The organism is Nocardia cyriacigeorgica (assembly GCF_029868385.1).
Taxonomy (GTDB): Bacteria; Actinomycetota; Actinomycetes; order Mycobacteriales; family Mycobacteriaceae; genus Nocardia; species Nocardia cyriacigeorgica_F.
In genome coordinates this window covers 121,974-136,371 of sequence record NZ_JARWNX010000051.1, presented here as the reverse complement: position 1 = coordinate 136,371, position 14,398 = coordinate 121,974, and the positions used below count along the sequence as shown (strand labels likewise).

The following is a 14,398-nucleotide window of genomic DNA, read 5'->3' as shown; positions in this document are numbered from 1 at the left end:
ATGGCAGGAGCGCTGTGCCCGGGTTCGTTCGACCCGGTGACCAATGGACATATCGACGTGTTCAACCGAGTGGCGGCCCAGTTCGACGAGGTCGTCGTCACGGTGATGATCAACAAGAACAAGCAGGGCATGTTCAGCGTCGACGAGCGCATCGACATGCTGCGGGAGGCGACCGCGCATCTGCCGAACATCCGAGTCGAATCCTGGCACGGATTGCTGGTGGATTTCGCCCGCGAGCAGGGCATCACCGCGATCGTGAAGGGTCTGCGCGATGCCGGTGACTTCGGCTACGAATTGCAGATGGCGCAGATGAACAAGAAGCTGTCCGGCGTCGATACCTTCTTCGTCGCCACCAATCCCACCTTCAGCTATCTGTCCAGCTCACTGGTCAAAGAGGTCGCCACCTTCGGCGGCGACGTCACCGATATGCTGCCGCCCGCCGTGCACAAGCGTCTGCTGGAACGGATCGCCGAGCGCGCGAGCTGATTCCGCACCCGACGACGAGTTCGCCCCGGCGCCACAGAGGTGGACCGGGGCGAATCTGTTGGTCCTCGGGTCAGAAGACGAAACCGCGCAGCGCCAGGAAGCGCAGACCGCCGACGGCGGCGGTGATGGCCAGTACGGCAGCGGCCTGGACGGTGCCGCCGAGGCCGGGTGCCCAGAAGTCGAGCGCCGCCAGGCCCGCGGTGGAGATGCCGAGCCCGACCAACGCCAGCCCACCGCCTTCCCACTGCGCGGTGAACCAGCCGACGCGGTCGGCGGCGTGGAAGGTGAGCTGGCGATGCAGTTCATTGGCGATCACCGTGCTGACGACGGAACCGACCACATTGGCCACCAGTGGCCCGATGCCGAGCATGCCCAAGAACAGCAGGACATAGGCCACATTGCTGCATCCACCGACCAGCGCGAAACGGATCAGCTGGGGGAATGCCCGATCACCACGCAGATAGCCGAGCGCGCCGCGCACCCGTGCGGTCGAGACTTCCCGCACATCCGGATACGGCCCGGCCAGCGGGGTGAGCACCCGCGCGGTGGGCAATGCCGGTCGCGGTAGTTCCAGGACGGTCATGGTCATTCCGATCGAACGTGAGCCAACAGGTAAGACAACTGCGAGGGCGTTCGCATTCCCTTCCCGTCGGCGCTACCCGATGGTTTCGAATACAACATGTTCAGTCTGTACTGAACAAGCGAAACCTGTCAACGTCGATGTCGAGGTGTCCTGCTCGTCGGCCTTCCTCAGTGCACGGTCGCAGGGTGCGCCTGCGGTCCGCTTATGAAGATCTTGTGGCTTCCGGATGAATCTAGCACGAAGCGGAGGCCCATTCTCCACTTGATTTCTGTGGTCTCGGAGACACTCACACGACACACCGGAACGGGACTCGGCACGAGCCGTGGTGGAGGGCACACTGGGCGACGACGGAAGTTCACCGTCGATCTGGGAGAGCGGGGTAAGTGAGCATGTATCGCGTATTCGAGGCACTCGACGAGCTGGTCGCCATCGTCGAGGAGGCACGCGGGATCCCCCCGACGCGCAATTGCATCGTGCCGCGCGGTGATGTGCTGGAACTGCTCGACGACGTCCGGGACGCGCTACCGGGAGAGCTGGACGACGCCCAGGACGTTCTCGATCACCGCGACAAGATCGTCACCGATGCGCGCAACGCCGCCGAAACGGCGGTGACCGGCGCCAATGAGCAGGCCGCCGACACCATCGACTCCGCGCGGGCCGAAGCCGATCGCATCCTCGCCGATGCCAAGGCACACGCCGACCGGATGGTCGCCGAGGCCACCGCGCACGCCGACCGCCTCGTCGACACCGCCGAGGCCGAGGCCGCACGCGTGGTCGCCGACGGCAATGCCGAATACGAGGCCCTCACCGGGCGGGCGCGCGCGGAATCCGAGCGCATGATCGAGGCCGGTAAGGCCTCCTACGATCGCTCGGTCGCCGACGGTAAGGCCGAACAGGACCGGTTGGTCGCGCAGACCGAGGTGGTGCGCGCCGCGCATGCCGAATCGGCCCGGCTGATCGACGCCGCGCAGGCCGATTCCGACCGGATGCGCGAGGAGTGCGATCACTACGTCGACTCCAAGCTCGCCGAGTTCGAGGAGACCCTCAACGGCACCCTGCGCATCGTCGGGCGCGGTCGGCAGCAGCTGCGGACCGGGATGGGTATGCCCGACTACGCCTCCGACTACCGGCGCTAGGCCGCACGTCCGGAACCCGCTGGCGTCGCCTGGTCGAGTTGGGTCCGGCGTGCGGTGTCGCGTATTGTGGAGTGGTTGCCCATTCCCCCTGATCGTGAAGGTGAGTTCGTGATGTCCGCCGGTTCCGGTTCCGCCTCGCGTTCGCGTACCGGCTCGCACCCGGTGCCCGATACGGGTTTCCTCCTGGACGTCCGCAACCTCGGCCGCGGTGCCGGGTCGATGCGTGAACTGCATCGCACGGTGACCACGACCGACCGCCTCGGACTCGATCTGATCGCCATCCCGGTGGGCGCCGATGTGGAACTCGACCTGCGGTTGCAGGCCGTCTCCGAAGGCGTACTCATCACCGGGACGGTGTCCGCGCCGCTCACCGGCGAATGCTCGCGCTGCCTCGAATCGTTCGACGACGAGGTCGAGCTGTCGCTGACCGAACTGTTCGCCTACCCGGACAGCGCCACCGAGCAGACCACCTCCGAGGACGAGATGTACCGGATGGTCGACGATCTCATCGACCTCGAACCCGTCATCGTCGACGCCCTCGGCCTCGAGCTTCCGCTCCAGCCGCTGTGCACGCCCGACTGCGCCGGACTGTGCCCGGAATGCGGAGTGCGGATGGCGATTGCGGGTTCTGATCATGGACATGAGATACTTGACCCCCGCTGGGCCAAGCTGGCGAATTTCGCCGCCGATTCGCCCCGCGATGGCAGCCCCGATGCGGGTGCCGCCCCAGACCGTTCCGCCGACCAGGCAGACACTGCCGACCGGGCAGATACACAGACAGAGGAGAAGTAGTCGTGGCCGTTCCCAAGCGCCGGATGTCCCGTTCCAACACCAGGTCGCGGCGCAGCCAGTGGAAGGCGACCGCGCCTACCCTGATCACCTGCCCGAACCGGGCCTGTGGTGAGAAGACCCTGCCGCATATCGCCTGCCCGTCCTGCGGTACCTACAAGGGCCGCCAGGTCACCTCTGCGGTCTGAGTACCAGATCAGCCGTGACCGCCGGTAAGGACGAACTCGGCCCCTCCGGTGACCATGCGAGCCTGCTCGCCGCCCTCGGTGTCGAGGTGCCGTCGGAGCTGCTGACGCTCGCGCTCACCCACCGCTCCTACGCGTACGAGAACGGTGGACTCCCGACCAACGAGCGCCTGGAATTCCTCGGCGACTCGGTGCTCGGGCTGAGCATCACCGAGCGGCTCTATCACGAGCACCCGGACAAGTCCGAGGGCGAACTCGCGAAGCTGCGCGCCAGCGTGGTCAATATGCACGCGCTCGCCGAGGTCGCCCGTGGTCTCGGCGAGGGCGGGCTCGGTGCGCACCTGCTGCTCGGCAAGGGTGAGGAACTCACCGGTGGCCGGGACAAGCCGAGCATCCTCGCCGACGGCATGGAATCGCTGCTCGGCGCCGTGCACCTCGAGCACGGCATCGAGGTCGCCCGCGGGGTGGTCCTTCGGCTGTTCGCCGAACTGCTCGAACGCGGCCCCCGTATGGGCGCCGGGCTCGACTGGAAGACCAGCTTGCAGGAACTCACCGCCGAACGCGGTCTCGGCGTGCCCAGCTACGAGATCACCTCGACCGGGCCCGACCACGACAAGGAATTCACCGCCACCACGGTGATCGCGGGCCGGGCCTACGGTCAGGGTGTCGGCCGGTCCAAGAAGGAAGCCGAGCAGAAGGCCGCGGGCGCCGCCTATCAGGCGCTGACCGCCGAGTCCTGACGTGCCCGAACTCCCCGAAGTCGAGGTCGTCCGGCGCGGTCTGGCCGGTCATGTGGTCGGCCACGTCATCGAATCGGTGGCCGTCACCCATCCACGGTCGGTGCGCCGCCATCTCGAAGGCGCCGCCGACCTGGCCGCCCGGCTGTCCGGGCAGCGGGTGGCCGACGCCGAACGACGCGGCAAATACCTGTGGCTCACCTTCGACGACCCCGACCTCGCGCTCGTCGTCCACCTCGGGATGAGTGGACAGATGCTGGTGCGGCCCGCCGATGCGCCGGTGGAGAAACACGCCCACATCCGCGCCACCCTCGATGACGGCACCGAACTGCGCTTCGTCGACCAGCGCACCTTCGGTGGCTGGGCACTGGCCGATGTGGTCGAGGTGGACGGCACTCTGCTGCCGGAGCCGGTGGCCCATATCGCCCGCGACCCACTGGACCCGAAATTCGACGCCGAGGCCGTGGTGTCCGCGATACGCGCCAAACGGACCGAGATCAAACGGGTCCTGCTCGACCAGACCGTCATCTCCGGCGTCGGCAATATCTACGCCGACGAGGCGCTGTGGCGGGCGCGGATCCACGGTTGCCGAACCGCCGCCGGGCTCACCGCACCCGCGCTGCGCACTCTGCTCACCGAGGTCGAGGCCGTCATGAGCGATGCGCTGGCGGCGGGCGGGACCTCCTTCGACGCGCTCTATGTCAACGTCAACGGTGAATCCGGCTACTTCGAGCGCTCTCTGGCCGTCTATGGCCGCGCCGACCGGCCGTGTTCACGCTGTGGCGCGCCGATCGTGCGGGAGAAGTTCATGAACCGCTCCTCGTACTCGTGCCCGCGATGCCAGAAGAAGGCTCGCCCCGCGACCCGTTAGCGAGCTACCGTTTCTGCATACGGCCCTACTGTGACACCGGCCGTGCAGGAAGGACACATGCGCAAGCTCACCTACTACGTCGCCTCGACCATCGACGGGTTCATCGCCACCGAGGAAGGGTCGGTCGACTTCTTCCCGGTCGGCGGCGACCACGGTCCGGCGATCACGGCGCAGTACCCGGAGACGCTGCCGACCAAGGTCCGCGAAGCGCTCGGCATCGATAAGCGCAACGCCAACTTCGACACCGTGCTGATGGGTCGCAAAACCCACGATTTCGGCGTGCGCACCGGCACCTCCAGCCCGTACGCGCATCTGCGCCAGTTCGTGGTCTCCTCGACCCTGCCGGAGAGCCCGGACCCGGCCGTCGAACTGATCTCCGCCGACCCGCTGGCCACGGTACGTGAACTCAAACGCGACAAAGGGCTCGGCATCTGGCTGTGCGGTGGCGGTGAGCTGGCCCAGGTGCTGCTGCCGGAGATCGACCAGATCTTCCTCAAGCTGTACCCGATCGTGCTCGGACGCGGCCGTTCCCTGTTCGGCGACGGCCCGAAGCTGCCCGAACCGACCCGGTTCCGGGTGATCACCAGCCAGGTCTTCGAGGACGGAGTGGCGTTCGTGAAATACGGCAGGATTCGATAGCCGAGGTGGCGGGCGACGATTCGACCGCGCCACCGGACCCGGCCACCGCGCCGGGACCGGTGGCGGCGCTGCGGGAGATCGGCTTCTGGCTCGAGCGCGAACGCGCGAAAACCCATCGGGTGCAGGCCTATCGCAAGGCCGCCGATATCGTGGCCGCCCTGTCCGATGAGGAACGTGCCGAGCGGCGGGCGGCGGGCAGCTGGCAGGAGCTGACGGGTATCGGGCCCAAGACGGCGGCCGTCATCGAACAGGCGTACTCCGGTGTCGTGCCGCCGTATCTGGCCGAACTGCGTGCCGCCGCCGAACCGATCGGGATCGACGGCAGACCACTGCGCCGGCTGCTGCGTGGTGATCTACACACCCATTCCAACTGGTCCGACGGCGGCAGCCCCATCGAGGAGATGATGCGCACCGCCGCCGCGCTCGGACACGAATACTGCGCGCTGACCGACCATTCGCCGCGACTGACCGTCGCCAACGGGCTCTCGACCGAACGGTTACGCCGCCAGCTCGACGTGGTCGCGGCGCTCAACGCCGAACTCGCGCCGTTCCGCATTCTGACCGGTATCGAGGTCGATATCCTCGACGACGGTAGCCTCGACCAGGACCCAGAACTGCTGGACGCACTGGATATCGTTGTGGCCAGCGTGCATTCGCGCCTGCGCGATGACCGCGACACCATGACGAAACGGATGGTCTACGCCGTCGCGAACCCGCGGGTGGATGTGCTCGGCCATTGCACCGGGCGGCTCGTGATGGGTGGGCGTGGGACCAGGCCGGAATCGGAATTCGATGCCGAGCTGGTCTTCGAGGCGTGCCGCCGCTTCGGCACCGCGGTCGAGATCAACAGCAGGCCCGAACGACAGGACCCGCCGAGCCGACTGATGCGGCTGGCCCTCGATATCGGCTGCGAATTCGCCGTCGACACCGACGCCCACGCCCCCGGACAGCTGGACTGGCAGGGATACGGATGCGCCCGCGCGGTGGCGAACGAGGTGCCGCCGGAGCGGGTCATCAACACCAGGCCCGCCGACGAACTGCTGGAGTGGACGCGGCAATCCAGCGCGTGAGCGAAAGGCCGTTTGGTTAACTGTTTGCGAACAGTACGGCCGTTATCGCGGAATTCGGCGCGCTATGGCCGAATATTATTGCCACGCATATGTGTTGGGGAGGGGTACTCAGTGGGCGGTTTTCCGCTGGAGATCGTGCTCGCGCTCATCGGTATCGCGGTGCCGGTCGGAGCCTTTCTGTGGGAATTCGTCTTCGTGGGGCGCAAACAACTCGGCTACCGGGTGCAGATGGATACACCCGTCACCGGTGAGATCGAATCGGTGTTTCCCGGTGTACTGCCGCAGCTGCGTCCGCAGGCCGATGGGGCAAGCCCGGATCTGAAAGACCTGTCGGTGGTCCTGATGCGGATCGAGAACAGCGGAGCCACCTCCCTCGACACCGTCGACTACGGCGTCCCCGACAACGGCCGCGCCGGACTGCACCTGCGGTTCCCGCAACGCCGCGTCATCGGTATGGCCGTCACCGAACTCAGCGATCCCGCGCTCGGCGATCTGCTCGAGCCCGACTCCGGGATCGCGGTGCGCGAATCCACCGACAACGTCGGCATCATCGACCTGCCCCGTGTGCCGCTCAACCGCGCCGACCATTACAAGATTCTCGCCATCCTGCAACGTTCGGCGGGGACGGGAACATATCCGCCGCCCCGGCTACAGGGCATGATCAAGGGCGGCCGGGTCACCGAAACGCGCAGTCAGAGCGGCATACCGGTGTTCATGATCGCGCTCATCGCCTTTCTGGTGGTGGTGATCGTCGCGCAGTTCATCGTCGCCGCCGTCGAGCGCGGTAAGGCGCCGCTTGGCTGCGCCGACGGGACATTGACCGTTGTCGGATCGACAGCTTTCGACAAGGTCATCCGCGAGGCCGCCGACGTCTACAAACGCAGCTGCCGTGGTGCCACATTCGAATTCGCCTTCGAGGGCAGTGAGCCCGGCATGAACCGGCTGGAATCGGAAGGCAATGAGAATCCGGGGCTGCTGGCGATCGCGGACGGTCCGATGGGGTTGGACTATCCGACGCTGGTGGAGCGGCCACTGGCGCTGTCGCTGTTCAGCATGATCGTGCACCCCAAGACCGATGTGCGGCATCTGACCGTCGACCAGATCCGGGATCTGTACGCCGGGCGGGTGGAGAACTGGAACCAACTGGGCGGGGCGGATCTGCCGGTGCGATTGATCAACCGCCATCCGGGGTCGGGAACGCGACGCACCTTCGAATCCCGTCTGCTCGACGGCGAGCAACCGGCCTATCGCGATGCCACCTGCCGCGAGATCCGCCGCGAACCCGGTCCCGGCCGCTGCGATGTGGCGGTGACCAAGGACATGCTGGCCGCCGTGGCCGAGACACCCGGCGCCATCGGATACGCCGAACACGCCGATGCGGCGGAATCCACGCAGGTGACGACGGTGACCATCAACGGTGAACAGGCCACCAGGGAAGCGGCCGCCAACCGGATCTACCCGTTCTGGGGCATCGAGTACGCCTACAGTTACGGCGATTTCGCGCCCGAATCGCTCGGTGCGAGCTTCCTGCGGTTCCTCACCGAAGCCGGTGGGGAGGACGTCATCCGGGCGGCCGGGAACATGCCGTGCCGGGATCTGGCGTATCCGTCGATGTGCCGCCCGTTCCCGTGAGTTCGGTGGCCGGAACCTGTCGGTGGGGTCGGCCATAATCGACGCTCATGCGGGAGCTGTCGTTACGGGAGTTGAATCGGACCTTGCTGGTGCGGCAGCGGCTGGCCGAACGTGTGCACGACACACCGCTCGAGGTGATCCGGCATCTGGTGGCGGTGCAGGGGCAGGAACCGAACTGGCCGTATGTCGGGTGTGGGCGCGGGTGGCCGGGTTCCGGCACGAGGATCTCGCGGTACTGCTGCGGGAGCAGAAACTGGTGCGTTCCACCATGATCCGCCGCACCATGCATCTGGCCACCGCCGAGGATTACCGCTGGTTGCGCCCCACCGTGCAGCCGTGGGTCGATTCGTTGCTCAAAGCCGCCTATTACCGCGATGAGATCGAGGGCGTCGATCTCATCGAACTCGCCGCCCACGGTAAGCGCCTGCTCACCGGGCGCACACTTGCCCGCAGCGATCTGGGGAAGCTGCTCGCCGAGCATTTCCCGGACCGGCATGCCCGCCGCCTCGCCGATACCGTCGAGGTGCTGGTACCGCTGGCGCACGGCGCCGATACCGGGGCGTGGGGCCGCTGGCGCAACCGCTACGTCACCGTCGCGCTCGCCGACGAATGGATCGGCGCCCCGCTCGCCGACCCCGACCCCGACGCTCTCGTCCTGCGCTACCTGGCGGCATTCGGCCCCGCCACCGTCGCCGATATCCAGGCCTGGTCGGGCCTCACCCGCCTGGCCGCCGTCATCACCCGCCTCCGCCCCGATCTGCGCGTCTTCCGCGACGAAGACGGCCGCGAACTCTACGACCTCCCCGACGCCCCCGTGGCCCCCGCCGACCTCCCCACCCCCGTCCGCTTCCTCCCCGCCTTCGACAACGCCCTGCTCGGCCACAAGGACCGCCGCCGCATCATCGCCGAACACGACCGCCGACGCACTGCAAAGGAAGCCTCCGCAGGCATCCCGATCTACCTGGTAGACGGCTTCGCCCACGGCCGCTGGGCCCTGGAGTCGACCACCATCCGCATCCTGCCGTGGTACCCGTTCACCCCCGCCACGAAGCGGGCGGTACTCGACGAAGCCGAGTCCCTGCTTCCGTTCATCGTCCCGGACGAACAGGGCGACATCGTCATCGATGAGTCCGAACTGAACGCACTCTGAGCGTTAGGGGTGCGGCAGTACCGTCTGGCAGATGGGACCGAGCCACCTCGGGGGTCAGGGGTGGAAGGGGTGGTTGCGGTCGAGGGCGAGGTTGAGTTCGACGACGTTGACTCGGGGTTCGCCGAGGAAGCCGAGGGTTCGGCCTTCGGTGTGGGCGTCGATGAGGGCGCGGACCTCGGGTTCGGGGATGTGGCGGGTGGTGGCTATGCGGGGGATCTGGAGGGTGGCGTAGGTGGGGGAGATGTGGGGGTCGAGGCCGCTGCCGCTGGCGGTTACCGCGTCGGCGGGGACGGCGGGGGTGTCGGGGGCGGTGCCACGGATCGGGACGATGCGGCCGATGGAGTAGTCGGCTCCTGGGTCGGCGCAGTCGACGTCGACGCCCAGATACGTGGTCACGAAGGGCGTGGCAGGGCAGAGTTCGTTGACGCTGACCACGCGGACCGGCGCGCTCACCTCGCCGTCGGCGTTGCGCGGTCCGATCACCGAGAGCACGGCGCCTACACCGTCTTTCGTGCAGAACGGGCGGGAACCGTCGACGCCCTCGCGGTCGGCGATCTCCTTGCTGCGGGTACAGACGGTGGTGAGCAGACTGGTGCGGGCGGCGGTATCCACGATGTCCTCGGGGCCGAGGTTGCTGGCGGAGGTGGACAGGGGGTCGTAGCCGTCGCCCGCGGCTGACGGGCGGCTCTGGAAGTACTGTGGCAGCGCGTTGCCGTCTGCGTCGGTGAACGATTGGCCGATGAGGCTGCTGCCGACCACCTTTCCGTCGGAATGCAGCAGCGAGCCGTCGGCCTTGTCGTTCAGACCGGGCAGCTGGCCCGCCGCGAAGACAGCGAGGGGATAGACGATCCCGGTGATGGCGGTCAGTACGAGCAAGGCCCGCAGCGCCGCCAGATGCTGGCGGATCCAGGTGGTATTCCGCATCGAGAACACAGACATATCAGGACATCCCGGGGAAGAGTTGGACCACGAGGTCGATGAGTTTGATACCGAGGAACGGCGTGACGATGCCGCCGAGCCCATAGACCAGCAGATTGCGGCTCAGCAGCGACGAGGCATCGCTTGGGCGGTACTTCACCCCGCGCAATGCCAGCGGAATCAACGCGACGATCACCAGCGCGTTGAAGATCACCGCCGACAGGATCGCCGACTGCGGGCTCGCCAGCCGCATGATGTTCAAGGCGTCGAGGCCGGGGAACAGCGAGACGAACAACGCGGGGATGATCGCGAAGTACTTGGCGATGTCATTGGAGATCGAGAACGTCGTCAGCGCCCCACGGGTGATGAGCAACTGTTTACCGATCTCGACGATCTCGATCAGCTTGGTCGGATCCGAATCCAGATCGACCATGTTCCCGGCTTCCTTGGCCGCCGAGGTACCAGTGTTCATCGCCACGCCGACATCGGCCTGTGCGAGCGCCGGTGCGTCATTGGTGCCGTCACCGGTCATGGCGACGAGCCTGCCGCCGTCCTGCTCCTGCTTGATCAGCGCCAGCTTGTCCTCGGGGGTGGCTTCGGCGAGGAAGTCGTCGACACCGGCCTCGTCGGCGATGGCCTTGGCGGTCAGCGGGTTGTCGCCGGTGATCATCACGGTGCGGATGCCCATGCGGCGCATCTCGTCGAAACGTTCCCGCATACCGTGTTTGACGACGTCCTTCAGATGCACAACGCCCAGCAGCCGGGCCTGCCCGTCGACGGTCTCGCCCACCACCAGCGGCGTACCACCGGAAGCGGAGATACCGTCCACGATCGCGCCGACCTCCTCGGGCACCGAACCACCCTGTGCCCGCACCCATTCGGTGACCGCCGACGCGGCACCCTTGCGCAGACTGCGGCCGTCGGAGAGGTCCACACCCGACATGCGGGTCTGCGCGGTGAACTCCACCCAGGTCGCCTCGGTCAGCTCGCCGGGAGTGCGCTCACGTTTGCCGTAGGCCTGTTTCGCGTACACCACGATGGACCGCCCCTCGGGCGTCTCATCGGCCAGGCTCGACAGTTGCGCCGCATCGGCCAACGCGTCGGCGGAGATGCCGGGCACCGGAACGAATTCCGAGGCCTGCCGGTTGCCGAGGGTGATGGTGCCGGTCTTGTCCAGCAGCAGCGTGTTCACATCACCGGCCGCCTCCACCGCACGCCCGGACATGGCCAGCACATTGCGTTGCACCAGCCGGTCCATGCCCGCGATGCCGATGGCCGACAACAATGCGCCGATGGTGGTCGGGATCAGGCACACCAGCAGCGATACCAGCACGATTCCGGTGACACCGTGCGCGTCGAGCGCCGAACTGTCCGGCACACCGGGATTGTTCGATTTGGCGAAGATCGCCATCGGCTGCAAGGTCACCACCGCGAACACGAAGATGATCGTCAAGGCGGCGAGCAGGATGTTGAGCGCGATCTCGTTCGGCGTCTTCTGCCTGCTCGCACCCTCGACCAGCGCGATCATCTTGTCGATGAAACTCGCGCCCGGCTCCTGGGTGATCTCGACGACGATGCGATCCGACAGCACCGTGGTACCGCCGGTGACCGCCGAACGGTCGCCGCCGGATTCTCGGATGACGGGCGCCGATTCGCCGGTGATGGCCGATTCGTCGACCGAGGCGATGCCTTCGACCACATCGCCGTCGCCGGGGATCACCTCACCCGCCTCGACCACGACATGATCACCGCGGCGCAGGTCCGGCGCGCCCACCCGTTCCTCGGTGACCCGCGCGCCGGGCGCCCAACCGGGCAGCCGACGCGCGACGGTATCGGTTTTGGCCTTGCGCAGCGTGTCCGCCTGCGCCTTGCCGCGGCCCTCGGCCACGGCTTCGGCGAGATTGGCGAACAGCACGGTCAACCACAACCACGCCACGATCGCCCAGCCGAAGAAGCTCGGGTCCGCCAGCGCGAGCACAGTCGACCAGACCGCGCCGATCTCGACGATCAGCATCACCGGATTCCGCCACAGGGTGCGCGGATCGAGTTTGCGCAGGGCGTCGGGCAGTGAGGACAGCAGCATTGCCGGATCGAGAACTCCGCGCGGCACCGAGCGCGATGCGGCCGGCACCTGCGACGAGCGGGAGGTATCGGTGACAGACGTGGTCATCAGTGGATTCCTTCGGCGAGCGGCCCGAGCGCGAGCGCGGGCAGGAAGGTGAGCGCGACCAGGATCACGGTCACCCCGACGACCATGCCGACGAACTGCGGCCGGTGCGTCGGCAACGTGCCGATCGACGCGGGGGTGGCGCCTTGGCGCGCCAGTGAACCGGCGAGCGCGAGCACCAGGATGATCGGCAGGAACCGGCCGAACAGCATGGCGAGCCCGAGCGCGGTGTTGTACCAGTCGGTATTGCCGGTGAGTCCGGCGAAGGCGGAGCCATTGTTGTTGGCGGCCGAGGTGAAGGCGTAGAGCACTTCGGAGAAGCCGTGCGGACCGGAGTTCAGCATGCTCGCCCGCTGTCCGGGCATCGCCATCGCCAGCGCCGTGCCCACCAGCACGATCAGTGGGCTGACCAGGAAATAGGCTGCGGCGAGTTTGATTTCGCGCGGGGTGATCTTCTTACCGAGGTATTCGGGTGTGCGCCCGACCATCAGCCCGGCTACGAACACGGTGATCACCGCGAGGATGAGCATGCCGTACAGGCCCGCGCCCACACCGCCCGGCGCGACCTCGCCCAGCTGCATGTTGAACATCGTCATCAGCCCGCCGAGGCTGGTGTAGGAATCGTGGAAGGAGTTCACCGCACCGGTCGAGGTCAGGGTGGTGGAGGCGGCGAAGGTGGCCGAATCCGCCACGCCGAAGCGCTGTTCCACACCCTCCATCGACGCGCCGATCGCGGTCGGGACGGTGCCGTGATGCTGGAGCTGGAACAGGTTGGTGAGCGTTACGCTCGCCAACGCGATGGTGCCCATCACCGCCACGATCGCGTAACCCTGTGTGCGGCTGCCCACCATACGACCGAAGGTCCGCGGCAGCGAGAAGCTGATCACCAGGATCAGGAAGATCTCCAGCCAGTTGGTCCAGGTCGCCGGGTTCTCGAACGGGTGAGCAGAGTTGGCATTGTAGAAACCGCCACCATTGGTGCCGAGTTCCTTGATGACTTCCTGGCTGGCCACGGGGCCGCCGGGGATGGTCTGCTCGGTGCCGGTGAGCGTCTGCGCGAGTTGATCGTGCAGGTGGAAGTTCTGGATCGCGCCACCGGCGATCAGCACGATCGCCGAGACGAAGGCGATGGGCAGCAGGATGCGAATGGTGCCGCGCACCAGATCGACCCAGAAGTTGCCGAGGTCACCGGTGCGCCTGCGCGCGAATCCACGCACCAGCGCCACCGCCACCGCCATACCGACGGCCGCGGAGACGAAGTTCTGCACCGCGAGCCCGGCCATCTGCACCAGATGACCCTGGGTGGATTCCCCGGAGTAGTTCTGCCAGTTGGTATTGGTGACGAAGCTGACCGCGGTGTTCCAGGCCAGCGGCGCGGTCATCTCGGTGCCGGGATCGGTCAGATGCCATGGCAGCACGCCCTGGATCAGCTGGAAGCCGAACAGGAACAGGATGCCGACCGCGGAGAACGCGAGCACGCTGCGCGCGTACACCGGCCAGGTCTGCTCCACCTCGGGCTGCGCACCCACCAGGCGGTAGAGCACGCGCTCGACCCGGGAATGCCGGGTGCCGTTGTACACCCGGTACATGTAGTCGCCCAGCGGGACATGCACCACGGCCAGCGCGACGATCAGGGACACCACGAAGAGGATCCCGGCGGTAGTGGTACTCACTAGAACCTCTCCGGGAACAGCAATGCGGCCACCATGAACCCGGCGATCGCGACGGCGAGCACCAGGCCGACGATATTGGCGATCACAGCCGTTCCACCCCCCGCTGGATGAGGCCGAGCACCGCGAACAACGCGATCGTCAGCACGGCGTACAGCACGACAGACATGTGTTTCCTAGACCTCCTTCGCGCTTCGGACATGAAGCGCGCCGGAGATCGAGTCAAGCGCCCGACAGGGCGCTCGAGACCACTCCTTACGACTTCTTGGCGCCCGATGGCACGGCATTTGCGTTTCGTTGACACCTCACCGGTCGCCCGGAAGGAAGCTGTCAAGGTGCGGGGTCGGGCCGTAAGGAGTCCGTAA

Annotated in this window: 15 protein-coding genes; 10 read left to right on the top strand and 5 right to left on the bottom strand. The window is 66.8% G+C overall.

Annotated elements, in window-relative coordinates; all coding sequences use genetic code 11:
- Complete coding sequence (gene coaD / locus QH168_RS15990) at positions 1-486, top strand: pantetheine-phosphate adenylyltransferase (RefSeq protein ID WP_280235442.1); 486 nt, start codon at positions 1-3, stop codon at positions 484-486.
- A gap of 70 nt (positions 487-556) precedes the next feature.
- Here coaD and QH168_RS15985 read toward each other — a convergent pair whose 3' ends face one another.
- Entirely contained in the window at positions 557-1,069 is a 513-nt protein-coding gene (locus QH168_RS15985) for a GtrA family protein (RefSeq protein ID WP_280235515.1), read from the bottom strand.
- Between the two features lie 389 nt (positions 1,070-1,458).
- Between QH168_RS15985 and QH168_RS15980 the strand changes: the two genes are divergently transcribed.
- The 9 genes from QH168_RS15980 (at position 1,459) to QH168_RS15940 (ending at position 9,278) form a co-directional block, all read left to right on the top strand.
- Positions 1,459-2,205, top strand: a complete 747-nt coding sequence (locus QH168_RS15980) for a DivIVA domain-containing protein (RefSeq protein ID WP_280235514.1) — start codon at positions 1,459-1,461, stop codon at positions 2,203-2,205.
- 111 nt (positions 2,206-2,316) lie between these two features.
- Complete coding sequence (locus QH168_RS15975) at positions 2,317-2,997, top strand: YceD family protein (protein ID WP_280235441.1); 681 nt, start codon at positions 2,317-2,319, stop codon at positions 2,995-2,997.
- A 2-nt stretch (positions 2,998-2,999) separates the two neighbouring features.
- Positions 3,000-3,182: a 50S ribosomal protein L32 gene (gene rpmF / locus QH168_RS15970; RefSeq protein ID WP_109529679.1), complete on the top strand. Its 183-nt coding sequence runs from the start codon at positions 3,000-3,002 to the stop codon at positions 3,180-3,182.
- Between the two features lie 14 nt (positions 3,183-3,196).
- Complete coding sequence (gene rnc, locus QH168_RS15965; RefSeq protein WP_280235440.1) at positions 3,197-3,919, top strand: ribonuclease III; 723 nt, start codon at positions 3,197-3,199, stop codon at positions 3,917-3,919.
- Position 3,920: 1 nt separating this feature from the next.
- The gene (gene mutM, locus QH168_RS15960; protein ID WP_280235439.1) at positions 3,921-4,787 is read left to right on the top strand and encodes a bifunctional DNA-formamidopyrimidine glycosylase/DNA-(apurinic or apyrimidinic site) lyase; all 867 of its coding nucleotides are present in this window, start codon (positions 3,921-3,923) and stop codon (positions 4,785-4,787) included.
- Between the two features lie 57 nt (positions 4,788-4,844).
- Positions 4,845-5,426, top strand: coding sequence for a dihydrofolate reductase family protein (locus QH168_RS15955; RefSeq protein ID WP_280235438.1), 582 nt, complete (start codon positions 4,845-4,847; stop codon positions 5,424-5,426).
- A 5-nt stretch (positions 5,427-5,431) separates the two neighbouring features.
- On the top strand, positions 5,432-6,496 hold the full coding sequence (locus tag QH168_RS15950; protein WP_280235437.1) for a PHP domain-containing protein: 1,065 nt from the start codon (positions 5,432-5,434) through the stop codon (positions 6,494-6,496).
- Between the two features lie 111 nt (positions 6,497-6,607).
- On the top strand, positions 6,608-8,128 hold the full coding sequence (locus QH168_RS15945; RefSeq protein ID WP_280235436.1) for a PstS family phosphate ABC transporter substrate-binding protein: 1,521 nt from the start codon (positions 6,608-6,610) through the stop codon (positions 8,126-8,128).
- Between the two features lie 202 nt (positions 8,129-8,330).
- A complete protein-coding gene (locus QH168_RS15940) occupies positions 8,331-9,278 on the top strand; it encodes a winged helix DNA-binding domain-containing protein (RefSeq protein WP_280235435.1) in 948 nt (315 codons plus the stop codon).
- 54 nt (positions 9,279-9,332) lie between these two features.
- On the opposite strand, the gene QH168_RS15935 is transcribed toward QH168_RS15940, so the two are convergent.
- Genes QH168_RS15935 through kdpF form a run of 4 tightly spaced genes read right to left on the bottom strand, consistent with a single transcriptional unit; the run spans position 9,333 to position 14,122 of the window.
- A complete protein-coding gene (locus QH168_RS15935) occupies positions 9,333-10,202 on the bottom strand; it encodes a potassium-transporting ATPase subunit C (RefSeq protein ID WP_280235434.1) in 870 nt (289 codons plus the stop codon).
- 16 nt (positions 10,203-10,218) lie between these two features.
- On the bottom strand, positions 10,219-12,366 hold the full coding sequence (kdpB, locus tag QH168_RS15930) for a potassium-transporting ATPase subunit KdpB (RefSeq protein ID WP_280235433.1): 2,148 nt from the start codon (positions 12,364-12,366) through the stop codon (positions 10,219-10,221).
- Positions 12,366-14,036, bottom strand: a complete 1,671-nt coding sequence (gene kdpA, locus QH168_RS15925) for a potassium-transporting ATPase subunit KdpA (RefSeq protein ID WP_280235432.1) — start codon at positions 14,034-14,036, stop codon at positions 12,366-12,368. Before kdpA ends, kdpB begins: the two co-directional genes overlap by 1 nt.
- Entirely contained in the window at positions 14,036-14,122 is an 87-nt protein-coding gene (kdpF, locus tag QH168_RS15920) for a K(+)-transporting ATPase subunit F (protein ID WP_280235513.1), read from the bottom strand. The genes kdpA and kdpF overlap by 1 nt, the downstream gene beginning before the upstream one ends.
- Between the last annotated feature and the right edge of the window lie 276 nt (positions 14,123-14,398).